General features: G+C 55.1%; 20 protein-coding genes. 7 read left to right on the forward strand and 13 right to left on the reverse strand.

Going from position 1 to position 21,362, the window contains the following annotated elements:
• Positions 1-93 precede the first annotated feature (93 nt).
• Both ACMGEE_RS00735 and dsbB read right to left on the reverse strand, forming a co-directional pair.
• Positions 94-264, reverse strand: a complete 171-nt coding sequence (locus ACMGEE_RS00735; RefSeq protein ID WP_253453713.1) for a hypothetical protein — start codon at positions 262-264, stop codon at positions 94-96.
• Between the two features lie 130 nt (positions 265-394).
• Positions 395-925: a disulfide bond formation protein DsbB gene (gene dsbB / locus ACMGEE_RS00740; RefSeq protein ID WP_253453716.1), complete on the reverse strand. Its 531-nt coding sequence runs from the start codon at positions 923-925 to the stop codon at positions 395-397.
• Between the two features lie 302 nt (positions 926-1,227).
• Between dsbB and fadR the strand changes: the two genes are divergently transcribed.
• Positions 1,228-1,944 carry a fatty acid metabolism transcriptional regulator FadR gene (gene fadR, locus ACMGEE_RS00745; protein ID WP_253453719.1) on the forward strand — a complete coding sequence of 239 codons (717 nt, stop codon included), beginning with the start codon at positions 1,228-1,230 and terminating at the stop codon, positions 1,942-1,944.
• A gap of 65 nt (positions 1,945-2,009) precedes the next feature.
• On the opposite strand, the gene ACMGEE_RS00750 is transcribed toward fadR, so the two are convergent.
• Complete coding sequence (locus tag ACMGEE_RS00750) at positions 2,010-3,545, reverse strand: SpoVR family protein (protein WP_436829480.1); 1,536 nt, start codon at positions 3,543-3,545, stop codon at positions 2,010-2,012.
• A 524-nt stretch (positions 3,546-4,069) separates the two neighbouring features.
• Here ACMGEE_RS00750 and ACMGEE_RS00755 point away from each other — a divergent pair.
• Together ACMGEE_RS00755 and dadX are read left to right on the forward strand one after the other, a co-directional pair.
• Positions 4,070-5,365: a D-amino acid dehydrogenase gene (locus ACMGEE_RS00755; protein ID WP_253453724.1), complete on the forward strand. Its 1,296-nt coding sequence runs from the start codon at positions 4,070-4,072 to the stop codon at positions 5,363-5,365.
• 24 nt (positions 5,366-5,389) lie between these two features.
• Positions 5,390-6,460, forward strand: coding sequence for a catabolic alanine racemase DadX (gene dadX / locus ACMGEE_RS00760; protein ID WP_436829481.1), 1,071 nt, complete (start codon positions 5,390-5,392; stop codon positions 6,458-6,460).
• A gap of 2 nt (positions 6,461-6,462) precedes the next feature.
• On the opposite strand, the gene ACMGEE_RS00765 is transcribed toward dadX, so the two are convergent.
• From ACMGEE_RS00765 to ACMGEE_RS00795, 7 genes are all read right to left on the reverse strand, one after another.
• Positions 6,463-7,653, reverse strand: coding sequence for a multidrug effflux MFS transporter (locus ACMGEE_RS00765; RefSeq protein WP_301252775.1), 1,191 nt, complete (start codon positions 7,651-7,653; stop codon positions 6,463-6,465).
• A 107-nt stretch (positions 7,654-7,760) separates the two neighbouring features.
• Positions 7,761-9,227 (reverse strand): undecaprenyl-phosphate galactose phosphotransferase WbaP, encoded by a 1,467-nt coding sequence (gene wbaP, locus ACMGEE_RS00770; protein WP_253453732.1) that lies wholly within the window; start codon positions 9,225-9,227, stop codon positions 7,761-7,763.
• Between the two features lie 386 nt (positions 9,228-9,613).
• Positions 9,614-9,847: a DUF1480 family protein gene (locus tag ACMGEE_RS00775; protein ID WP_253453735.1), complete on the reverse strand. Its 234-nt coding sequence runs from the start codon at positions 9,845-9,847 to the stop codon at positions 9,614-9,616.
• Between the two features lie 67 nt (positions 9,848-9,914).
• Entirely contained in the window at positions 9,915-11,642 is a 1,728-nt protein-coding gene (locus ACMGEE_RS00780; protein ID WP_436829482.1) for a potassium/proton antiporter, read from the reverse strand.
• Between the two features lie 599 nt (positions 11,643-12,241).
• Positions 12,242-13,519, reverse strand: a complete 1,278-nt coding sequence (locus tag ACMGEE_RS00785; RefSeq protein ID WP_436829483.1) for a YeaH/YhbH family protein — start codon at positions 13,517-13,519, stop codon at positions 12,242-12,244.
• Between the two features lie 70 nt (positions 13,520-13,589).
• On the reverse strand, positions 13,590-15,524 hold the full coding sequence (gene yeaG, locus ACMGEE_RS00790) for a protein kinase YeaG (RefSeq protein WP_125287770.1): 1,935 nt from the start codon (positions 15,522-15,524) through the stop codon (positions 13,590-13,592).
• A 171-nt stretch (positions 15,525-15,695) separates the two neighbouring features.
• Entirely contained in the window at positions 15,696-15,908 is a 213-nt protein-coding gene (locus tag ACMGEE_RS00795; protein WP_253453740.1) for a hypothetical protein, read from the reverse strand.
• Between the two features lie 47 nt (positions 15,909-15,955).
• Here ACMGEE_RS00795 and ACMGEE_RS00800 point away from each other — a divergent pair, with 47 nt between their 5' ends.
• Positions 15,956-16,705, forward strand: coding sequence for a MipA/OmpV family protein (locus ACMGEE_RS00800; RefSeq protein WP_436829484.1), 750 nt, complete (start codon positions 15,956-15,958; stop codon positions 16,703-16,705).
• Between the two features lie 77 nt (positions 16,706-16,782).
• Positions 16,783-17,631, forward strand: a complete 849-nt coding sequence (locus ACMGEE_RS00805) for an aldo/keto reductase (protein WP_436829740.1) — start codon at positions 16,783-16,785, stop codon at positions 17,629-17,631.
• Between the two features lie 33 nt (positions 17,632-17,664).
• Here the strand turns inward: ACMGEE_RS00805 and ACMGEE_RS00810 are convergent, their stop codons facing one another.
• Together ACMGEE_RS00810 and gapA are read right to left on the reverse strand one after the other, a co-directional pair.
• Positions 17,665-18,543 carry a D-hexose-6-phosphate mutarotase gene (locus ACMGEE_RS00810; RefSeq protein WP_253453746.1) on the reverse strand — a complete coding sequence of 293 codons (879 nt, stop codon included), beginning with the start codon at positions 18,541-18,543 and terminating at the stop codon, positions 17,665-17,667.
• Positions 18,544-18,610: 67 nt separating this feature from the next.
• A complete protein-coding gene (gene gapA, locus ACMGEE_RS00815) occupies positions 18,611-19,606 on the reverse strand; it encodes a glyceraldehyde-3-phosphate dehydrogenase (protein WP_199746355.1) in 996 nt (331 codons plus the stop codon).
• A gap of 335 nt (positions 19,607-19,941) precedes the next feature.
• Between gapA and msrB the strand changes: the two genes are divergently transcribed.
• Together msrB and ACMGEE_RS00825 are read left to right on the forward strand one after the other, a co-directional pair.
• Positions 19,942-20,346 carry a peptide-methionine (R)-S-oxide reductase MsrB gene (gene msrB, locus ACMGEE_RS00820; RefSeq protein ID WP_125287764.1) on the forward strand — a complete coding sequence of 135 codons (405 nt, stop codon included), beginning with the start codon at positions 19,942-19,944 and terminating at the stop codon, positions 20,344-20,346.
• 5 nt (positions 20,347-20,351) lie between these two features.
• Positions 20,352-20,627 carry a YeaC family protein gene (locus ACMGEE_RS00825; protein ID WP_253453748.1) on the forward strand — a complete coding sequence of 92 codons (276 nt, stop codon included), beginning with the start codon at positions 20,352-20,354 and terminating at the stop codon, positions 20,625-20,627.
• 123 nt (positions 20,628-20,750) lie between these two features.
• On the opposite strand, the gene pncA is transcribed toward ACMGEE_RS00825, so the two are convergent.
• A complete protein-coding gene (gene pncA / locus ACMGEE_RS00830; protein WP_253453750.1) occupies positions 20,751-21,359 on the reverse strand; it encodes a bifunctional nicotinamidase/pyrazinamidase in 609 nt (202 codons plus the stop codon).
• Between the last annotated feature and the right edge of the window lie 3 nt (positions 21,360-21,362).

Raw genomic sequence — 21,362 nt, forward strand, 5'->3', positions numbered from 1 at the left:
TGAAATGACGTTCTGAACCCGGCCTGGCTTTAAGGTGCCGGAGGGAGAAAGACAAAAAAATCCCCTGAGCGCGTGACTTCAGGGGAGGCGGGTTCAGGACTGAGGCTGACCGACAGGGCCGCTGCCGCCCGGTGCGCCCGGAGGCTGCTGTCCACTCGGCGGCGCCGGCGGCGGGCTGTGCGTATCATTGGCGCCCCAGTGGGCGCAGCCGGAGAGTAGCGTAACGGAAAAAGCAAAGGAGAGGGCTAACGCAATGTTTTTCATAGTTTCCCTTTTCGCATCGAAGTATGCCTAAAGCGTAGCCGCCTTGTTAAGGGCTGACAACGCGGCCTGCGGGAAAAGGCAAAGCCCGGCCGCCCGCAGACAACGGGCACGACCGGGAGGAGGAGTGCGTTTAGCGGGAAAAAAGATCGCGTTTTTTCGGCGTGAAAAACTGCGCAAGCAGCACCAGCAGGGCGACAACGAGGTAGGCGGCAAAGATAATCGTCATCCACTGCGGCATACCCAGCGAAAACAGCGACCACTGATTTTCCGCACAGTCGCCCGTCGCAACGAATACCGACGGCAGCCACTTATCAAGAGGCAGCCACTGCGGGAAGCGGGCGGCGAAATCACAGGTGGTAAAAGGATTCGGATGCAGCTGGATCATCGTATGCTCCCATGCCAGACGCACGCCTTCCACGGCGCTATAGATCCAAATCAGGATCGCCACCCAGCGCAACGGCGTTTTGGGGGCAATAGCGCCCACCAGCGCAGCGCCAAGAATACCGAACAGGGCGCAGCGTTCGTAAATACACATCACGCAGGGCTTTAGCAGCATCACGTGCTGGAAATAGAGCGCAACCATCTCCAGAGCAAAAGCCGTCAGCGCCATCAGCAACCAGGCGCCGCGACCACGAGAACGGCTATTAAAATAGTGCAACATAATCAATCCCTGTAATAAGCGTTGAACCGGCAGTGTAAACCAAAAGGGCTGCCGTGCCAGCCACTATGCGGTAAATTTACGCTGCTGAATACGGCGCGGCTTAGCCGCTGTGTAAAAAAATGTATCGCTTCGACGGCGCGCTGAAAGCGGCCACGGCTTAATAACGTAAATCAAGGGCTTAATTTCAGGAGAAATGCGATTTCGGCAGCGTTTTACGCTTTCGTCAGTCTAGGTGACGGCTAAGCCATCTGGTATGATGAGCCGAATTTTTGCAGCCCTGAACGCAACGGAAACAATACGCTATGGTTATTAAGGCCCAGAGCCCTGCGGGCTTCGCTGAAGAATATATTATCGAAAGTATCTGGAACAGCCGCTTCCCGCCGGGGTCAATTCTGCCTGCTGAGCGCGAGCTGTCAGAGCTGATCGGCGTGACCCGCACCACGCTGCGTGAGGTGCTGCAGCGCCTGGCGCGCGACGGCTGGCTGACCATTCAACACGGCAAGCCGACCCGGGTAAATAATTTCTGGGAAACCTCGGGCTTAAGCATCCTTGAAACGCTGGCGCGTCTCGATCATGACAGCGTGCCGCAGCTTATCGACAGCCTGCTTTCGGTTCGCACCGATATTTCCTCCGTATTTATTCGCCGCGCTATCCGTATTCATCCGGATAAAGCTGAGGCGGTTCTGGTCACCGCGCAGCAGGTAGAAGACAAGGCGGAAGCCTATACCGAGCTGGATTACAATATCTTTCGCGGGCTGGCTTTTGCCTCCGGTAATCCTATCTACGGCCTGATCCTTAACGGGCTGAAAGGGCTGTACACCCGCGTAGGCCGTCACTATTTTTCAAATCCGGAAGCGCGTCGCGTGGCGCGTGAATTCTATCAGCAGCTGCTGACGATTTGTCAGGCCCAGCAGCTGGACAAGATTGTGGAAACGGTGCGCGATTACGGCCATCGCAGCGGTGAAATCTGGCACGGCATGCAAAACACCATGCCCGCTGAATCCGGCATACGTCGTTAGTATTCCTGTAAAATCTCTGGATAAGCCGTAAAAAAGCCGGTCTTCAGCACCGGCTTTTCAGGTTATTACAGGGAAGAAGGTCGGGGCGGACAGCGGTCGAGGATTTCCGTGCTGCCGTCGTCGTTTTGCTGCTCCAGATGGACATCAAAGCCCCACAGGCGATGCACGTGCTTCAACACTTCGCGGCGGCTCTTATCCAGCGGCGCGCGGCTATGCGGCACGTAGCGCAGCGTTAATGAGCGATCGCCGCGCAGATCGACATCATAAACCTGAATATTAGGCTCCAGGTTGCTTAAATTATACTGCGCGGAAAGCTGCTGACGGATCGCCCGATAGCCCGCCTCGTCATGGATAGCGGCAATTTCCAGGAAGTTATTGCGATCGTCATCCATCACCGTAAACAGGCGGAAATCCCGCATGATTTTGGGCGACAGGAACTGGCTGATAAAGCTCTCGTCCTTGAACTCGCGCATCGCGAAGTGCAGCGTTTCCAGCCAGTCTGAACCGGCAATATCCGGGAACCAGTAACGATCTTCTTCCGTCGGCTCCTGACAGATGCGCTTGATATCCTGAAACATGGCGAAGCCCAGCGCGTAAGGGTTAATACCGTTATACCACTGGCTGTTATAGGGCGGCTGATAAACCACGTTGGTATGGCTGTGCAGAAACTCCAGCATAAAGCGCTCGCTGACTTTGCCCTCGTCATACAGATGATTAAGGATGGTGTAGTGCCAGAAGGTCGCCCAGCCCTCGTTCATCACCTGCGTCTGCTTCTGCGGATAAAAATACTGGCTGACTTTACGCACGATACGCAGGATTTCTCGCTGCCACGACTCCAGCAGAGGCGCGTTTTTTTCCATAAAATAGAGCAGGTTTTCCTGCGGCTCGTTGGGATAGCGTGCTGCTTCGGTATGGGTCGCCTCCGCTTCGCGACGCGGCAGCGTGCGCCACAGCATGTTCACCTGGCTTTGCAGATACTCTTCGCGGCTGCGCTGACGGGCCTTCTCCTCCTGCAAGGAGATCTTTTGCGGGCGCTTGTAGCGATCGACGCCATAGTTCATCAGCGCATGGCAGGAATCCAGCAGCCGTTCGACTTCCTCCACGCCGTAGCGCTCTTCACACTCGCTGATATAGTTACGGGCGAAAATCAGGTAGTCAACGATAGAGCTGGCATCCGTCCAGCTGCGGAACAGGTAGTTATTTTTAAAAAAGGAGTTATGGCCATAGCAGGCGTGCGCCATCACCAGCGCCTGCATAGTGATGGTATTTTCCTCCATCAGATAGGCGATACACGGATTGGAGTTAATGACGATTTCATAAGCCAGGCCCTGCTGACCGTGCTTATAGCGCTGTTCGGTTTCGATAAATTTTTTACCGAATGACCAGTGCGCGTAGTTGATGGGCATCCCGACGCTGGAATAAGCGTCCATCATCTGTTCAGAAGTGATGACTTCGATTTGATGCGGATAGGTATCAAGGCGATAGAGTTTGGCGACGCGGTCAATTTCTGCAAGGTAGACGTCAAGTAGATCGAACGTCCAGTCGGGACCGTCGCTGAGTCGTTGGCTGTTCGTAATGGACTCATCAAAGATAGTCGTCATAGCGCACCCCTTTTTTAAAACCGGTTTTCGACGTTACATCAGTAGCGACAAACATCCGTTTTCATTACGACCTGCCATGACGCTGCCGCCGTCGGAACAGGCCTGGAATTGAAGCCAGTAACTCAATGATAGTTCACTCTCTCCGATCGCTCAGGGGAATACAATGGAAATCTTCGGCAGAAAATAGAGCGGAAGCCGGAAAATCATTTTAACGTCAGGCAAAGCGCAAAAAATAATAATCCGGACAGGATAATATCCTGTATATAAGCGGAAAATATGGCGTAATCATATTCTGCTGCGGAAAGGAATAAATAGCGCCTTCATGATTATTTGCTGCTGCCGTCGCAACTATTGCAATATTAAACTCCGATTTATCATCGGCATCTTGTTTTTATTCCCGCCCAGGGTAAAAAAGAAGGGCAATATTTTTACAGGGCGTCCGCTGTCATCCCGCAGCTTTTTTCACCGCAGCGGCCGCCTGTATCCAGTGTATTCATCTTTAAGAAACCGGCGGTGGAGTAGCGATGCGAGTTGTCATTCTGGGAAGTGGCGTGGTGGGCGTGGCCAGCGCCTGGTATCTGGCCCAAAGCGGGCATGAGGTGACGGTTATCGACCGTCAGCCCGACGTGGCGCTGGAAACCAGCGCGGGCAACGCGGGACAAATTTCGCCCGGCTATGCGGCACCGTGGGCGGCGCCCGGCGTGCCGCTGAAGGCGATAAAATGGATGTTTCAGCGTCATGCGCCGCTGGCTATCCGCCCGGACGGCAGCCGTTTCCAGCTGGCCTGGATGTGGCAAATGCTGCGTAACTGCGATATGCGCCACTATCAGGAAAATAAAAGCCGCATGGTGCGCATCGCCGAATACAGCCGCGACTGCATGAAGGCGCTGCGCCATGAGACGGGTATTGCCTATGAGGGACGCCAGGGGGGAACGCTGCAGCTTTTCCGCACCGCGCAGCAGTTTGAAAGCGCCACCAAGGATATTGCGGTATTAAAAGAGGCGGGCGTGCCCTATGAACTGCTGGAAGCCAGCCAGCTGGCCGAAGCGGAACCCGCGCTGGCGACGACCAGGCATCTGCTGACCGGCGGTCTGCGCCTGCCTAACGACGAAACCGGCGACTGTCAGCTGTTTACTCGTCGGCTGGCGGAGATGGCGAAGGCGGCAGGCGTGACTTTCCGCTTTAATACGCCCGTCGACGCGCTGCTGCAGGAGCATAACCAGATTGTCGGCGTGAAATGCGGCGCTGAGATCGTGACGGCGGACGCGTACGTAGTAGCGTTCGGCTCTTATTCCACTTCGCTGCTCCGCGACATTATCGCTATCCCTGTTTATCCGCTGAAAGGCTATTCGCTGACTATCCCGATTACCAATCCGGAGGCAGCGCCCGTTTCCACGGTGCTGGACGAAACCTATAAAGTGGCGATTACGCGTTTTGATAACCGGATCCGCGTGGGCGGCATGGCGGAGATCGTCGGCTTCAATACCAAACTGCTGCCCGCCAGACGCGAAACGCTGGAGATGGTGGTGCGGGATCTCTATCCGCAGGGCGGCGATCTCGCCCAGGCGACGTTCTGGACCGGGCTGCGTCCGATGACCCCGGACGGCACGCCGATTGTCGGCCGCACGCCGTTTAAAAATCTTTATCTGAATACCGGTCACGGAACGCTCGGTTGGACCATGGCCTGCGGCTCCGGACAGCTGCTTTCTGATATTATCTCAGGACGCGCTCCGGCGATTGCCGCTGACGATTTATCGGTTATGCGCTATCTGCCGGGATTTCTGCCCACTACAGGCCCAATACTGCACGGCGCGCGCTAGTTTCCGCTTATAACAGGAGAAGTTATGTCTCGTCCTATTGTCGCAACTATCGACACCAGCGCGTTGCGGCATAACCTGGCCGTCGCCCGCCAGGCTGCTCCTCGCTCCCGCGTCTGGTCGGTGGTAAAAGCCAACGCCTACGGACACGGTATCGCTCGCGTCTGGCAAAGCCTGTCAGAGACCGACGGTTTTGCGCTGCTGAATCTTGAAGAGGCTATTCTGCTGCGCGAAAGCGGCTGGAATAAGCCCATCCTGCTGCTGGAAGGCTTTTTCCATGCGGATGAGCTGCCCATTCTGGATCGCTACCGGCTGACCACCAGCGTGCACAGCAACTGGCAGATCCAGGCGCTGGCGAAGGCGAAGCTTTCCGCGCCGCTGGATATTTACCTGAAAATGAACAGCGGCATGAACCGTCTTGGCTTTCAGCCCGCGCTGGTACAGCAGGTGTGGCACAAGCTTAAAACGCTGCCGAACGTTGGCGAGATCACGCTGATGGCGCATTTTGCCGAAGCGGAAAGCAATGAAGGCGTGACGGCGCCGATGGCGCGCATCAATCAGGCGGCGGAAGGGCTGAACTGCCCGCGCTCGCTGGCGAATTCGGCGGCGACGCTGTGGCACAGCCACACCCATTACGACTGGGTGCGTCCGGGCATTATCCTCTATGGCGCTTCGCCAAGCGGCGACTGGCAGGATGTCGCCAGCAGCGGGCTACGGCCGGCCATGACGCTGAACGGTGAAATCATCGGCGTCCAGTCGCTCAGGCGCGGCGATGGCGTAGGGTATGGCGCACGCTACCGCGCCAGCGACGAGCAGCGTATCGGCATCGTTGCCTGCGGCTATGCCGACGGCTATCCGCGCCATGCGCCAACCGGCACGCCGGTTTGGGTTGATGGCGTCAGAACGCAGATTGTCGGCGCGGTTTCCATGGATATGATCACGGTGGATTTGACGCCCTGCCAGCAGGCGGGCATCGGTACTCAGGTGGAGCTGTGGGGTAACAACATCAAAATCGACGAGGTGGCAAAAGCGGCCGGTACGGTAGGCTATGAGCTGATGTGCGCGCTCGCGCCTCGTGTACCGGTAAACGTCGTTTAAAGTTAAAGCGCGGTCAGCGTGCCGCGCACTTTTTTACTGTAGTACCAGGCCGTTCCCGTCAGTATCGCGCCCACCACCATCATCAGCGCCAGCGCGGATTTTTCCGCCAGCGGCAGCGCCATCGCCAACAGCCCACCCGACGCGCCGCCGGCCATCTGGATAAAGCCCGCCAGCGCGGAAGCGACGCCCGCCTGTTTCTGATAGGGCTCCAGCGCGTAGCTGGTGGCCGGGCCGACGGTAAAAGCCAGCCCGGCGACGGATACCGCCACCGGCAGCATATAGAGCGCCCAGTGATGCTGCCATGCCAGCGGTAACAGCAGCACGCCGCCCAACAGCATCACCGCGCCCAGCGTCATCGCCACGCTGCCCGTCGCCAGACAAATCGGGCGACCCACCTTGCGGATCATCTTATTCACCAGCACGCTGACCAGCATGATCCAGAAGCCGTTGGCGCCAAAGGCGATGGAGAACTGCAGCGCAGAGAGCTGGCCCTCGGTCATCAGCACCTGCGGCGCCAGCGAGACGTAAGTTAATACCATCCCCAGCGCGCCCGCGTTGGCAAAGGCGAAAGCCAGGAAGCGAGGCTGACGCAGGATCTGCCAGTACTGACGCAGCGGAATGCCTTTTACGGCCAGCGTGCCTGCCGGGCGGGTCTCCGGTAAAAAGAAAATCACCAGCAGACCAATGACGACCGCATAGGCGGTTAAAAACCAGAAGGGCGCGCGCCAGCCAAAGGCCTCGGCAAGAAAGCCGCCCAGCATTGGTGCCAGCGCGGGCACGATATTCAGCGCGCCGTTCAGAAAGCCATAGGCGCGGGCGGCATCGTCGCCGTCAAGCCTGTCGCGCACGCCGCTGAAGGCGACCACGGCGGTACAGCAAACGGCGCAGCCCTGCACCACGCGCGCGCAGAGGAACTGCGGCCAGCCGGAAGCGGTGGCGGCCAGCACGCTGCCAACGATATACAGCAGCAGCCCGGCCAGCGCCACGGGCTTTCTGCCCAGGTTATCCACCAGCGGGCCGGCGACAATCTGCCCCAGGCCCATCACCAGCAGAAACAGAGGAATAGTCGTTTGCACGGTGCTGACCGGCGTATTCAGCCCAAGCGCGATATCGGGCAGCGTAGGCAAATAAAGATCGATGCCAAGCGGTGCTAACAGAACCAGGCTGAGAAGAAGTAAGGTGAATTTTTGCATCGAGGCGGCGGCGTCCAGTAAAAAAAGCAAGCCGCACAGAGTAGTGATAACGGGGAGAAAAGAAAAGGAAAACTTATGGGGCGGTGCCGCAGCAGCCGCCCCGGAACTCAGTAAGCGCCGTCGCGACGCAGCACCACGCCAGCCGTTTTAAACAGGATGGCGATATCCGTCCACAGCGCCCAGTTTTTCACATACCAGGAGTCGAAATAGACGCGGGTATCGTAGTCGATATCGTTACGGCCGCTAACCTGCCACAGGCCGGTCATCCCCGGTTTCGCCATCAGATAATAGTCAACGTCGCCCGCGTAGCGCTCCAGCTCCGCTTCAATCACCGGACGCGGCCCGACCAGGCTCATCTCGCCACGGATCACGTTCCACAGCTGCGGCAGCTCGTCCAGGCTGGTTTTACGCAGGAAAGCACCGATTTTGGTTACGCGCGGATCGTTTTTCAGCTTGAAGTCTTTATCCCATTCGGCGCGCGCTTCGGCGCTGGTTGCCAGCAGCTCTTCCAGCACCTCTTTCGAGTTGGTGACCATTGAGCGGAACTTCAGGCATTTAAACTTCTTGCCGTCCTGACCGACGCGTTCGTGACCGTAAATTTTGTTACCGCCGTCCCGGCCCACCAGCCAGCAGATCAGGCCGAAAGCCGGGGCCAGGAACAGCAGCAGCAGCGAGGCGACCACCACGTCGAACACGCGCTTCAGGAAGCGTGAAGAGCGTTTGGCCAGGTTATTGCTGACGCGCAGGATCATCACTTCATGACTGAAGATAAAAGACATATCGGTGCCGTAGAGCGGCACGCCGCGCAGCGTCGGGACGACCGAAACGCTGCGGCATTTCTTTTTCGACAGCAGCTTGAGCCACTTATCGCGCATCGCCTGCTGCTCGTACTCCATGGCAACGATAAACTGGGTGTTTTCCAGATCGACCGTGTCCCAGACGATGTCCTTCGCGGTAATAACCGGCACGCCGTTCAGGCTTTCCGCGCCGGTATGGCCGTTAGAGGCGACAAAAGCTTTTACCTCATAGCCCAGGATCTCTTCGCTTTGCAGCGCCGCATAGGCTTCGCGGGCGTTTTTACCGGAGCCGATGATGATAGTTTGCTTCTGCCACTGTCCCGCTTTCAGAATGGCGTGCTTGACGCTGGAGCGCAGCAGCGGCACCAGGACCAGCGCATAGATCCAGGTGAAGCTCCACAGCAGACGGGAGAAATCCCATTTTGAAAACGCAATCAGCGCCAGGTCGAGCAGGGAGAAAATCACCAGGGTTTTAATGATCTCTTTCAGCTCAAACCAGAAAGGCTTGCGGTAGGTATAGTGACGAAGCCGCATCCAGAACCAGGCCGTACAGACCACGGACATCACAAACTGGGCGGTAAAGCGTATTTGCACTTCCTGCGGGGGAAGAAATATATCCAGGTTCCCCCAAATACCTCGTACGGTTGCCGTGGATAAAAACAGCGCCAGGTTAATGGAGATTAAGTCGCTAAGACTTAATGCCAGCTTGGCGATAATGTTTTTCCGGGTGCCGCTAAATGCGCGGCGACGGTCATTCAGTACCAGAGTACTTGCCATAATGCCTGCTCTCTTTTCATAAGGGATTGCTGACCTGACGAGGATCAAGCACGCGTTCAGGGGTTATCATACTGAAATTAAGTGTTTTAATTTCAGCGTATTAAATAGTTAACGGCCGTATGTTTCAGGAGATTAAATAAATGAAACACGTCGGCGTTGTTTCATCATGAAGCAGTGACAGAGTATGCAGGAGAGCAGAGAGTTAGTTAATACGGGTAATTCCTAAAATGGGAAAAATGCTTTTTGAAAGGAAATGGAAAGTAAACGAAGCGGGAAATTAAATTGCAAAAGATAATTTATGACAGGCGTATAACAAATATAAGACATTATTATAGCTCACCGCCGCGAAATAACGCGGCGGCAAGATAAGCGGCTTTGGTTCAGATTCAGGCTGGCTTTTTCAGTACCCACTGATCCTGCTCGGTATCGTAGTGACCGATAGCCAGATCGACAGGTTCGCCATCAATCCAGGCGGGCACGCTGGTCTCATTATCCCACCCGTCGAGCTGATAGCTCAGCGCCGGGTTGGTCTTGCAGGGAATAATGACCGTATCGACATTTTGCGCATCCAGCTCTGCGTCGATAATTTCATAGCGACCAATCTTTACGACATGACCCATGATTTTCTCCCTTCCGGATTAGACACGAACTTTAAGCGTAGTCGTTATTTGCCAGTCGGCCCCAGGATTATTCTCGCTCTTCCGCCATCCGCACGCCGATTTTCACTATTTCGTTATCCTGCTTTTCCGCCACGGTCCAAATCATGTTTTTCCATTCCACCTGATCGCCGACCACCGGCGCGCCGCCGATCATGCTGGCGACCAGATGCCCGAGCGTCTGCTGCATATTCATCTCTTCATCCAGCTCGATACCGTAAATTTCTGAAACGTCGTGCAGGCGAGCATCGGCCTGAAGAATAAAGTCGCCAAAGAAGCGCTGATCGAGCGAAACGGGCGGCGACTGGCTGAACAGTTTACCCAGTTCCGGCAGATCCTTTTCGCGGCCAATCACGCATAGCACGTCGCCTTCGCGCAGGCGGGTATTGCCGGTTGGATGCAGCAGCAGATTATCGCGGAAAAGCGCGGCGATACGCGTCTCGCGCGGCATTTTCAGCTCGCGTAGCGCGGCGCCGATACACCATTTATCAGCGCCCAGCTGGTAGACAAACTGCTCCCAGGGATTCTCAGGGTGGATATCCAGGCCCACGCGGGAAACAGGCGAGGCGGTAGGCGGCACGATCACCCTGGCTTTACGGGCAGCATAGCTGAGAGAGGTTCCCTGTACCATCAGCGAAACCAGCACCACAAAGAATGCGATGTTAAAGAACAGCGAGGCATGCGGCAGTCCGGCCATCATCGGGAAAACCGCCAGGATAATAGGCACCGCGCCGCGCAGACCAACCCAGCTGATAAAGAAGCGCTCACGCGTGGTAAATCCACGAAACGGCAGCAGGCCGACAAAAACGGAGAGCGGACGGGCAAACAGGATCAGCCACAGCGACAGCAGCATGGCCGGTAAGGCGATATTCCAGAGATCGGTAGGATTCACCAGCAGCCCCAACACCAGGAACATACCGATCTGGCTCAGCCAGGCCATGCCGTCAAAGGTTTGCAGAATGCCGTGCCGGTTGCGGATTGGGTTATTGCCCAGCCAGAAGCCGCAAAGATAGACCGCCAGAATGCCGCTGCCTTCCAGCACGGTGGTCAGCGCAAACACCAGAATGCCCCCGCTGACGGCCAGCAGCGGATAAAGCCCGCTGGGCAGCGAGACGCGATTAATCAGCTGCAACAGCCCCCAGCCGCCGCCCAGGCCCAGCACGATACCCAAACCAAACTGCTGAATAAGATGCACGATAAACATCCAGCTCAGGCCGGTCTGACCCTGTTCCAACATTTCGATCAGCGTGATGGTCAGGAACACCGCCATAGGATCGTTGCTGCCGGATTCCATTTCCAGCGTGGCGCTGACGCGTTCATTCAGCCCTTTACCGCCGAGCAGCGAAAATACGGCCGCCGCGTCGGTCGAACCGATAATCGCCCCGACCAGGAAGCCCTCAATCATGCTCAGGTTAAACAGCCAGGCGGCCGCCATGCCGGTCAGCCCGGCCGTAATCAGCACGCCGATGGTCGACAGCGAGAGCGCCGGGCCCAGCGCAACTTTGAACGAGCTGGCCTGGGTGCGCATTCCGCCATCCAGCAGGATCACCGCCAGCGCCAGGTTACTGATAAGGTAAGCGGCAGGATAATTATCAAAAGCGATGCCGCCAATGCCGTCCACGCCGGCCAACATGCCCAGCGCGAGGAAAATAACCAGAATAGGGATGCCGAGCTTTGAAGAGAAGGAACTGAGCAAGATGCTTGCCGCCACCAGCACTGAACCGATGATAAACAGACTATAGATAGCACTGGCTTCCAATGGGGCAATCTCCTGTATCTGATAAAAAAACTGCGTCGATGGCGAGGCGTAAGCATACCCTGAATATGGGAATAGGGGCAATTTTGTTTCGCCACGGCTGTTTTGGCGTATTTTCTGCTGCTGCAGCTAACAAGTGTATGATAATTTAGAAATTCTGGAACGATCGCGGGAATAATAGTAACAAATAGCCTGTGCTTTTGACATCAGAATACGATTAATGTCGTTAGCTTGAGAGGGACTAGCGGGAAGGATGGGAGCGAAACGGGAGAAAGAAGAGGTATTTACTGCATAATCAGCAGCGGTAAGCGTTGCATCGGACGTCGTTTTTAGCGTAAGCCTGGCCTGACGGCGGCGAAGGCTAAGGGAAGGGTATAAACGCTTAAGCATCGAAAGCGAAACGCAATGCACTCTTCAGGAGCAAGGTTTTTTCAGAAGGCTGCTGCCTGACCCAGGCATAAGTACGTTGCCCGGCCCAGCACGTCATTTTGCCAAAGCTGTAAATAGCCCGGGGTTGAAAGGCGGCTTCAGGCAGCGCTGAATGTTGCTAAGCGGGTAAGAAAATCAGCCAGCCCGAAATGCTGACTGATTTATCACTACTTTCAGGCGTTTTCCGCCTGCTTGTGGAAAAGCTCACGGAATACCGGATAAATATCTTCCGGCTCACGAATATGTTGGATAGCAAAGTTGTCGAACATCGCCTGTAAATGCTCATACTCGCGCCACAGCGTCTGATGGGCGCGGCGGGTAATTTCGATGTAGCTGTAATAACGCACTACCGGCAAAATATGCTTGGCCAGGATTTCATGACAGAGCGGTGAATCGTCCGCCCAGTTATCGCCATCGGAAGCCTGAGCAGCATAGATATTCCACTGCGCCGGATCGTAACGTTCTTTCACCACTTCATCCATCAGCTTCAGGGCGCTGGAAACAATGGTACCGCCCGTTTCCTGCGAGTAGAAGAACTCCTGCTCGTCCACTTCTTTCGCCTGCGTATGGTGGCGAATATAGACCACCTCGACGTTTTTATAGGTTCTGCTCAGGAACAGATAGAGCAGAATATAAAAACGCTTAGCCATATCTTTGGTGGCCTGATCCATGGAGCCGGAAACGTCCATCAGGCAGAACATCACGGCCTGGCTGGACGGTTCGGGACGCTTCTCAAAGTTTTTATAGCGCAGGTCAAAGGTATCGATAAAGGGCACGCGTTTAATACGGGCGCGCAGGTCGGCAATCTCCTGACGCAGGCGCTCTTCTTCCAGCAGCTGAGCCGGTTCGGCTTTCTGCACGGCTTCCAGCGCGGCCTCCAGCTCGCCCAGCATTCGCCGCTTCCCGGCGGTCATAGCCGTACGCCGCGCCAGCGAGTTCTGAAGCGAACGCACCACGCTGATATTTGCCGGCACGCCGTTAGAGGTGAAGCCGGCGCGATGCACCTTGTACTCGTTCAGCTGACGATGCTGATTCTTTTTCAGGTTCGGCAGGGCCAGATCTTCAAACAACAGATCCAGATACTCATCCTTAGAGATATTAAAGACGAATTCATCTTTGCCCTCGCCATCCTGACTGGCATTGCCCTGTCCGCTACCGCCGCCGCCGCCGCCTCCCTGAGGGCGTTCAACACGATCGTTTTGCACAAAATGGTCATTGCCGGGATGCACACGATGGCGCTGGCCGCCACGGCCCTGATGAAACACCGGTTCGTTGATATCATCAACGGGAATAGAAACTGACTCGCCGCTCTCAACGTCGGTTACCGAACGCTTATTAATGGCCTCGGAGATCGACTGTTTGATTTGCGACTTATAGCGGCGTAAAAAGCGCTGACGGTTCACCGCGCTTTTGTTTTTACCGTTAAGACGCCGATCGATAAAATAGGCCATAATTCCCCCAAACAACGTTGCCGTTGGGCCAGGTTTGCTGACCCACGGGAATGCATTTATGAAGTCGGGTTTAGGATGATTTTCTCACGCGCAGATACCATTCGCACAGCAGACGAACCTGCTTGCGGGTATAGCCTTTTTCCATCATACGGTCGACGAAATCATCATGTTTTTTCTGTTCATCCGTGGACGTTTTGGCATTGAACGAAATAACCGGCAGCAGTTCCTCGGTATTCGAGAACATTTTCTTCTCGATTACCGTGCGCAGTTTTTCATAGCTGGTCCAGTTTGGATTACGCCCGCTGTTGTGGGCACGGGCACGCAGCACAAAGTTGACGATTTCGTTACGGAAGTCTTTCGGATTGCTGATCCCGGCAGGCTTCTCGATTTTTTCCAGCTCCGCATTCAGCGATTCACGGTCGAACAGCTGGCCGGTATCCGGGTCGCGGTATTCCTGATCCTGGATCCAGAAATCGGCATAGGTTACGTAGCGGTCAAAGATATTCTGACCGTACTCTGAATAAGATTCCAGGTAGGCAGTCTGGATCTCTTTGCCAATAAACTCGGCATATTTCGGGATCAGATAGCCTTTCAGGTGCTCAAGGTATTTTTCGGCTAAATCCTGCGGGAACTGTTCGCGTTCAATCTGCTGCTCCAGCACGTAGAACAGATGCACCGGGTTGGCGGCAACTTCGGTATGATCGAAGTTAAACACGCGGGACAGGATTTTAAAGGCGAAGCGGGTGGATAAACCGTTCATCCCTTCATCGACCCCGGCGTAATCACGGTATTCCTGGTAGGATTTAGCTTTTGGATCGGTATCTTTCAGGCTTTCGCCGTCATAGACGCGCATTTTCGAGTAGGTGCTGGAGTTTTCCGGCTCTTTCAGGCGAGAAAGAATGGAGAAGCGCGCCAGCGTTTCCAGCGTGCCGGGCGCGCATGGCGCGTGCGTCAGCTCACTGTGGTCAAGCAGCTTGTCGTAGATCTTGATCTCTTCCGACACGCGCAGGCAGTAAGGCACCTTGACGATATAAACACGGTCAAGAAACGCCTCGTTGTTTTTGTTATTACGGAAGGTCACCCATTCTGATTCGTTGGAGTGCGCCAGAATGATGCCGTTGAAAGGCAGGGCGGAAATCCCTTCGGTACCGTTATAGTTACCTTCCTGGGTCGCCGTCAGTAAAGGATGCAGCACCTTGATTGGCGCTTTAAACATCTCTACGAATTCCATAATCCCCTGGTTAGCCCGGCACAGCGCGCCAGAGTAACCATAGGCGTCCGGATCGTTCTGTGCGTGGTTCTCCAGTTTGCGGATATCCACTTTACCCACCAGCGCGGAAATATCCTGATTGTTTTCATCGCCCGGTTCGGTTTTGGCAATGGCGAGCTGTTCCAGAATCGACGGCCAGACTTTTACAACTTTAAAGCGGGAGATATCGCCGCCAAACTCATGCAGCCGTTTGGCCGCCCAGGGCGACATAATGGTGCCGAGGTAACGCCGCGGCACGCCGTACTCTTTTTCAAGGATATTGGCGTCTTCCTGCGGGTTAAACAGGCACAGCGGATGATCGTTGACCGGGCTACGTTCGCCGTCGGCGCTGAGCACGTAAATGGGTACGCGCTGCATCAAAGATTTCAGACGCTCGGCAAGCGAAGATTTACCGCCGCCCACCGGGCCCAGCAGATAGAGGATCTGTTTCTTCTCTTCCAGCCCCTGCGCGGCATGCTTCAGATAAGAAACGATTTGCTCAATCGCTTCCTCCATGCCGTAAAACTCCTCAAAGGCGGGATAGCGTGCAATGACGCGATTGGAAAACAGTCGGGAAAGGCGTGGCTCCTGAGCAGTATCGACCATTATTGGCTCACCAATAGCCATTAATAGCCTTTCTGCCGCGTTGGCGTATGCACTACGATCTTGCCGGCAAACGGTAAGAAATTCCTGCAGTGTGAACTCTTCGTCCTTGGCAGCTTCATAACGCTGACGATAGTGATCGAATATATTCATAGCGATGCCCGTCCTTTCGTTTTTAGCACAGGTACCAGGAGCCTAATGAGGGAAAGCCCCTGAAGGAACTTATAATGAGTACAGCAACCCTTATGCCAACCTGACTTCTAATCGGGATACACAACAAAGATGGTTACTCTGCTCTTCAAACTTAGCGTCTTTGATTAAAGCTTAGTTGGCATTCAGGAAATTTCCTGAACCTCCTCGCATTTCTGATGCAATTTCAATAACAAAGTCAGAATTGATCTTAGCGCTGCCCCTTGCCTGATGCGGGCTGGCGGGATTTTGTAAATAAGCACGCCTGGTATCTTCAGGCGCTGGCAGCGTTAAAGTTGATTCTGCGTGCGGCAGAATCTTTAAAATTTTAAACAAATGATGTAACACTGATAAACTCACTCTGCTGATTGTTATATTTATGGAATGAATTAATTGTGAACTATTTCAAAGTTAGCGCGCTTGCCGTGCTTTTACCCGTTTGTTTTACCGCTGGCGTAGCTCATGCCAACCCGTTAACGCTTGGCGCCTCGGTGATTTACAGCCAAAGCCCTTATAAAGGCGGAGACGATCGTTATTACCCGGTACCGGTCATTAACTATGAAGGCGACAGCTTTTACGTGCGCAGCCTGACGGCGGGCTACTACCTCTGGAAAGATTCACAGGATCAGCTGTCGCTGACGGTGTTGGGCTCGCCGCAGAACTTCGATCCCGATGATACCGACAATAAACAGCTGAAAGCGCTGGATAAGCGTCATATGACGCTGATGGGCGGCCTGGCTTATCGCCATACGGCTGACTGGGGTACGATCAGGACGGTGCTGGCTGGCGATATGCTGGATAACAGCGATGGCTATATCTGGGATCTGACCTATTTATACAGCTTCCACTTCGGCGATTTCAGCCTGACGCCGGGCATTGGCGCGCTCTACAGCAGCGAAAACCAGAACGATTACTATTATGGCGTTTCTAAGAATGAATCGCGCCGTAGCGGATTGCGCAGCTACGAGGCCGACGACAGCTGGAACCCTTACCTGGAGCTGACGGCTGCCTGGTCGATTAATCAGAGCTGGAACGCCACGGTTGCCGGTCGCTATACGCGCCTGAGCGACGAGGTCAAAGACAGCCCGATGGTGGACAAAGATTCTCAGGTCAGCGTCTGGACCGGCATCAGCTACACCTTTTAATTAAGGCTGCATCATAAAAGGGCGCTCAGCGCCCTTTTGCATCATGATGGCGATCTGAAACAGTGCAGGAGGGCATGATGAACAAAACCGTAACTTTCTCCGACCAGAGCGTACCGGCTATCGGCCAGGGAACCTGGTATATGGGCGAGGAAAGCAGCAAGCGAGGCCAGGAAGTCGCGGCATTGCAGGCCGGCCTTGAGCACGGGCTGAAGCTGATTGATACCGCTGAAATGTATGCGGACGGCGGCGCGGAAGAGGTGGTAGGCGAAGCGCTGCGCGGCCGTCGCGACAGCGCCTGGCTGGTTTCAAAAGTTTATCCGTGGAACGCGGGCGTAGTGGATGCCGTAGAAGCCTGCGAACGCAGCTTACGTCGTCTGCAAACTGACTATCTCGATCTTTATCTTCTCCACTGGCGCGGCACTGTTCCGCTGGAAGAAACCATCACGGCGATGGAAAAGCTACAGCAGGCAGGCAAAATTCGACGCTGGGGCGTGTCAAATTTTGACAGTAGCGACTTAAAAGAACTGCTGGCCGAAGAGGGGGGCAACGCCTGCGCGGCTAATCAGGTGCTTTACCATCTGGCTTCGCGCGGCATTGAGTATGATTTATTGCCGGACTGCCAGCAGCATGCGATCCCGGTAATGGCCTATTGCCCTTTGGCGCAGGCTGGCCGACTGCGGCACGATTTGCTGACCCATCCTGTTCTGAACAATATTGCACAACAAAAGGGCATTACGACGGCGCAGCTGCTGCTGGCCTGGGTTATTCGCAAAGAAGGCGTGATGGCGATCCCTAAAGCCAGTTCGCTGCAGCACGTGGCTGAAAACGCCGCCGCGCTGGAAGTTGTGTTAAGCAATGAGGAGCTGGCGTTAATCAACGAAGCTTTCCCGCCGCCCAATCGCAAAATGCCGCTGGACGTGGTGTAGAACCGCAGGCGGGCATTGGGCCCGCCGTCTTCACTAAGCGCGTTTACGCACTTTAATCGTGGTTGCCAGCCGGGCCGGAGACTCGCCCGCGCTGACCATGGGCTGCGTCACGTGAGCCGTTTCCACGCATACCATGCTTTTATAGCCTTCGTTTGCCATATCGCTCATGCTGCACGAAAGCGCCGGGCCGGGATTCCAGGTGACAACGTCACTATGATAGTGATGATAAACCTCTATGATCCTGTTACCCGCCGTATCGTGGATAGTGCTGCAATCTTCCGGCTGGGTAAATATGCGATCGACGCGGTCAGGATAGGTTTGCCTGCCGTTTTCGGCACGGCCTTCAGCATTCTCTTTTACCTTATCGATATAAGGCTGACCCAGTCCGCTCACCTCTACGCCCGCGATATCCTCAACGGCAAAGTAAGTGTGCAGGGCACCGGTGGCCTGAAAGTCGCCGTGCGCTTCCAGCTCAATTTCACAGCGATCGCTGAAGCGGAAACGGGCAAACAGCGTAAAATCGTGCGGCCAGAATTTTTTCGTCTGCTCGCTGCTTTCCAGCGTCAGCGTCAGCATCACGCTTTCTTCGTTCTCGTCGTGCGCCGACAGCGTCCAGGGCAGCGAGCGGGCAAAGCCGTGCGCCGGTTCGCCGGCCGGGCCAAACCATGGCCAGCAGACGGGCACGCCGCCGCGAATGGCTTTGCCAGACGTCCACGCCGTTTTCTCACTCAGCCAGATAACCGGTTTCTCGCCGCTGGGCTGCCAGGCAACCAGCTGCGCGCCCTGAAGCGTCACCGCCGCGCGCACCTTCGGATGCGCGATAACGACTACGGGCAGCTCGCCCATTAAGCGCAGTGAAATATAGGGCGTGATTTGGTCGGCTACGGGCAGCGAAAAAAGTTTTTCGTTCATCGGAGCTCCTGTTATTCAACGAAAAAAAAGGGCGACCGCAGTCGCCCTCAGAATCAGCTAATCGCGATTATTTTGCGATATGTGCGATCAGATCCAGAACCTTGTTAGAGTAACCGGTTTCGTTATCGTACCAGGAAACCAGCTTAACAAAGGTGTCGCTCAGTGCGATACCGGCTTTAGCATCGAATACGGAAGTCAGGGTTTCGCCGTTGAAATCGGTAGAAACCACTTCGTCTTCGGTATAGCCCAGGATGCCTTTCAGCTCGCCTTCAGCCGCTGCCTTGATAGCTTCACAAATTTCTTTGTAAGAAGCAGGCTTAGCCAGACGCGCGGTCAGGTCAACCACGGAAACGTTAGGAGTAGGTACGCGGAAAGCCATACCGGTCAGTTTGCCGTTCAGCTCAGGGATCACTTTACCTACCGCTTTAGCTGCGCCGGTAGAAGATGGGATGATGTTCTGAGATGCGCCACGGCCGCCGCGCCAGTCTTTGTGAGACGGGCCGTCAACGGTTTTCTGGGTAGCGGTGGTAGCGTGAACGGTGGTCATCAGCGCTTCAACGATGCCGAACTTGTCGTTGATAACTTTTGCCAGCGGTGCCAGGCAGTTGGTGGTGCAGGATGCGTTAGACACGATTTCCTGGCCAGCATACGCCTTGTGGTTAACACCCATAACGAACATTGGGGTGTCATCTTTGGAAGGACCGGTCAGAACAACTTTCTTCGCGCCAGCCTGGATGTGTTTACGAGCGGTTTCGTCGGTCAGGAAGATACCTGTTGCTTCGGCAACCACGTCAACACCGACTTCGTCCCACTTCAGGTTAGCTGGATCTCTTTCAGCGGTAACACGGATGGTTTTGCCGTTAACAACCAGATGGCCATCTTTAACTTCTACGGTGCCGTCGAAACGACCGTGAGTAGAGTCATACTTCAGCATGTAAGCCATGTACTCGGCGTCCAGCAGATCGTTGATTGCAACGATTTCTACGTCAGAACGCTGCTGAGCAGCACGGAAAACGATGCGACCGATGCGGCCAAAACCGTTGATACCTACTTTGATAGTCATATATTCCACCAGCTGTTGTTAGTGAATAAAAGGTTGGCTGTAAAATTACAAAAACCTTATCAGGCGTCAAGCGGAATCGCTTCAATAGTTGCGACAAATCAAACCCTGGAGCAGGAATAATCGCCTGAAGACGCCTTCCGCGACGAGCGTCTTACCTTTAGTTTGGGGCATTCGGCCCGAATATAAAGGGGTCGGGATTTTAAAGGGTGATCCAGGTCACAATTTCATTGCCTGCTTACTTTCAGACTCCGCCTGAGCATGAAAAATCCCCTGACGTTGTTATGCATTTGTTAGAATGTAGAAATCTTCAGACCACTTTGCCAGAGATACCTGATATGGCCGAACGCCCACTGAAACCTGAAACCGATCTAAACGAAATGCAGCGCTACGTCACTCAGCAGCGCGGGACAGAGCCGCCGTACTCCGGCAAGCTGCTGCATAACAAGCACGAAGGGATTTATCACTGCCTCGTTTGCAACTCGCCGCTGTTTCTGTCCGGCACCAAGTATGATTCCGGCTGCGGCTGGCCGAGTTTTTATCAGCCCTACAGCGATGACGCCATCCGCTATCTGGAAGATGACTCGCACGGGATGCAGCGAATCGAGATCCGTTGCGGTACCTGCGATGCCCATCTGGGGCACGTTTTTCCCGACGGCCCTCAGCCGACAGGCGAGCGCTACTGCGTCAATTCCGCTTCATTAAGTTTCACCGATGAAGATGGCACTCAGATTAAAGGATAGACGTTATGGAGCTGGATGAGATCATTGCTGCCATGACGCCCGAGGTTTATCAGCGCCTGGCTACGGCGGTAGAAACCGGTAAATGGGCCGACGGCGTGGCCCTGACACCGGAGCAGAAAGAGAATAGCCTGCAGCTGGTGATGCTATGGCAGGCGCGTCACAACGACGAGCCGCAGCATATGAGCGTGGGCAAGGGCGGCGAGATGGTGACCAAAAGCAAGAAACAGCTGAAAGAGGAATTTGGCATCGATGACGACATCACGCCTATCAGGCTGCACTAACATCGTTTGATATCGTGATAAAGCTCGGCTACGTATTGATAACCGGGCGAGCAGGCCCTCTTAGCCTGGTGACTAAAAGCTGCATGGATGCGACGCCGAACGAGGCAGCGTCTGCGGCGCGGTTTAAATAATGACTGCGCCTTTAGCCGCCATTTCTGCCAGCGCGATTTCACTGTCCTGCGGTGACAGGTTTACGCCCCGACAGCCTGCGGCGACGACCTGAACCTGATAACCCAGCGCCAGCGCGTCCAGCACGCTGTATTTTACACAGTAGTCCGTCGCCAGGCCCATCATCGTCAGGCTGGTGACGCCCCGACTTTTCAGCCAGCTATCCAGCCTTGTTTTGTTGCGGTGGCCGTTATCGAAAAATGCGCTATAGCTGTCGATAAGCGGCTGCTCGCCTTTATAAATCTGTGTGGTCAGATAGCGCCGATCCAGCTCAGGGTGCAGCTCTGCGCCTGCGCTATGCTGCACGCAATGATCCGGCCACCCTATTTGCGGCAGGCCGTCCAGTTCGCCCAGCGTGCCCACCGATTGCCCCGACACTGACGCAAAGCTGCCGTGGTTAGCCGGATGCCAGTCCAGCGTTGCCACCACCGGCCGCTGAAGCCGATGAAATTCTGCCGCATATTGGTTAGCGACGGCGAGTGTGCTGTCGCCGTCCTTCACGGCCAGCGCGCCGCCGGGGCAAAAATCATTTTGCAGATCGATCAGGATCAGGGCCTGGTTCATGCT

This window comes from Erwinia artemisiae, assembly GCF_051400835.1.
Classification (GTDB): Bacteria; Pseudomonadota; Gammaproteobacteria; order Enterobacterales; family Enterobacteriaceae; genus Erwinia; species Erwinia aeris.

What these genes read in the sequence shown, in the direction of transcription:
- ACMGEE_RS00735 (WP_253453713.1), bottom strand. Translation starts at nt 264, where the DNA reads ATGAAAAACATTGCGTTAGCCCTCTCCTTTGCTTTTTCCGTTACGCTA.
- dsbB (WP_253453716.1), bottom strand. Translation starts at nt 925, where the DNA reads ATGTTGCACTATTTTAATAGCCGTTCTCGTGGTCGCGGCGCCTGGTTG.
- fadR (WP_253453719.1), top strand. Translation starts at nt 1,228, where the DNA reads ATGGTTATTAAGGCCCAGAGCCCTGCGGGCTTCGCTGAAGAATATATT.
- ACMGEE_RS00750 (WP_436829480.1), bottom strand. Translation starts at nt 3,545, where the DNA reads ATGACGACTATCTTTGATGAGTCCATTACGAACAGCCAACGACTCAGC.
- ACMGEE_RS00755 (WP_253453724.1), top strand. Translation starts at nt 4,070, where the DNA reads ATGCGAGTTGTCATTCTGGGAAGTGGCGTGGTGGGCGTGGCCAGCGCC.
- dadX (WP_436829481.1), top strand. Translation starts at nt 5,390, where the DNA reads ATGTCTCGTCCTATTGTCGCAACTATCGACACCAGCGCGTTGCGGCAT.
- ACMGEE_RS00765 (WP_301252775.1), bottom strand. Translation starts at nt 7,653, where the DNA reads ATGCAAAAATTCACCTTACTTCTTCTCAGCCTGGTTCTGTTAGCACCG.
- wbaP (WP_253453732.1), bottom strand. Translation starts at nt 9,227, where the DNA reads ATGGCAAGTACTCTGGTACTGAATGACCGTCGCCGCGCATTTAGCGGC.
- ACMGEE_RS00775 (WP_253453735.1), bottom strand. Translation starts at nt 9,847, where the DNA reads ATGGGTCATGTCGTAAAGATTGGTCGCTATGAAATTATCGACGCAGAG.
- ACMGEE_RS00785 (WP_436829483.1), bottom strand. Translation starts at nt 13,519, where the DNA reads ATGGCCTATTTTATCGATCGGCGTCTTAACGGTAAAAACAAAAGCGCG.
- yeaG (WP_125287770.1), bottom strand. Translation starts at nt 15,524, where the DNA reads ATGAATATATTCGATCACTATCGTCAGCGTTATGAAGCTGCCAAGGAC.
- ACMGEE_RS00805 (WP_436829740.1), top strand. Translation starts at nt 16,783, where the DNA reads ATGAACAAAACCGTAACTTTCTCCGACCAGAGCGTACCGGCTATCGGC.
- ACMGEE_RS00810 (WP_253453746.1), bottom strand. Translation starts at nt 18,543, where the DNA reads ATGAACGAAAAACTTTTTTCGCTGCCCGTAGCCGACCAAATCACGCCC.
- gapA (WP_199746355.1), bottom strand. Translation starts at nt 19,606, where the DNA reads ATGACTATCAAAGTAGGTATCAACGGTTTTGGCCGCATCGGTCGCATC.
- msrB (WP_125287764.1), top strand. Translation starts at nt 19,942, where the DNA reads ATGGCCGAACGCCCACTGAAACCTGAAACCGATCTAAACGAAATGCAG.
- ACMGEE_RS00825 (WP_253453748.1), top strand. Translation starts at nt 20,352, where the DNA reads ATGGAGCTGGATGAGATCATTGCTGCCATGACGCCCGAGGTTTATCAG.
- pncA (WP_253453750.1), bottom strand. Translation starts at nt 21,359, where the DNA reads ATGAACCAGGCCCTGATCCTGATCGATCTGCAAAATGATTTTTGCCCC.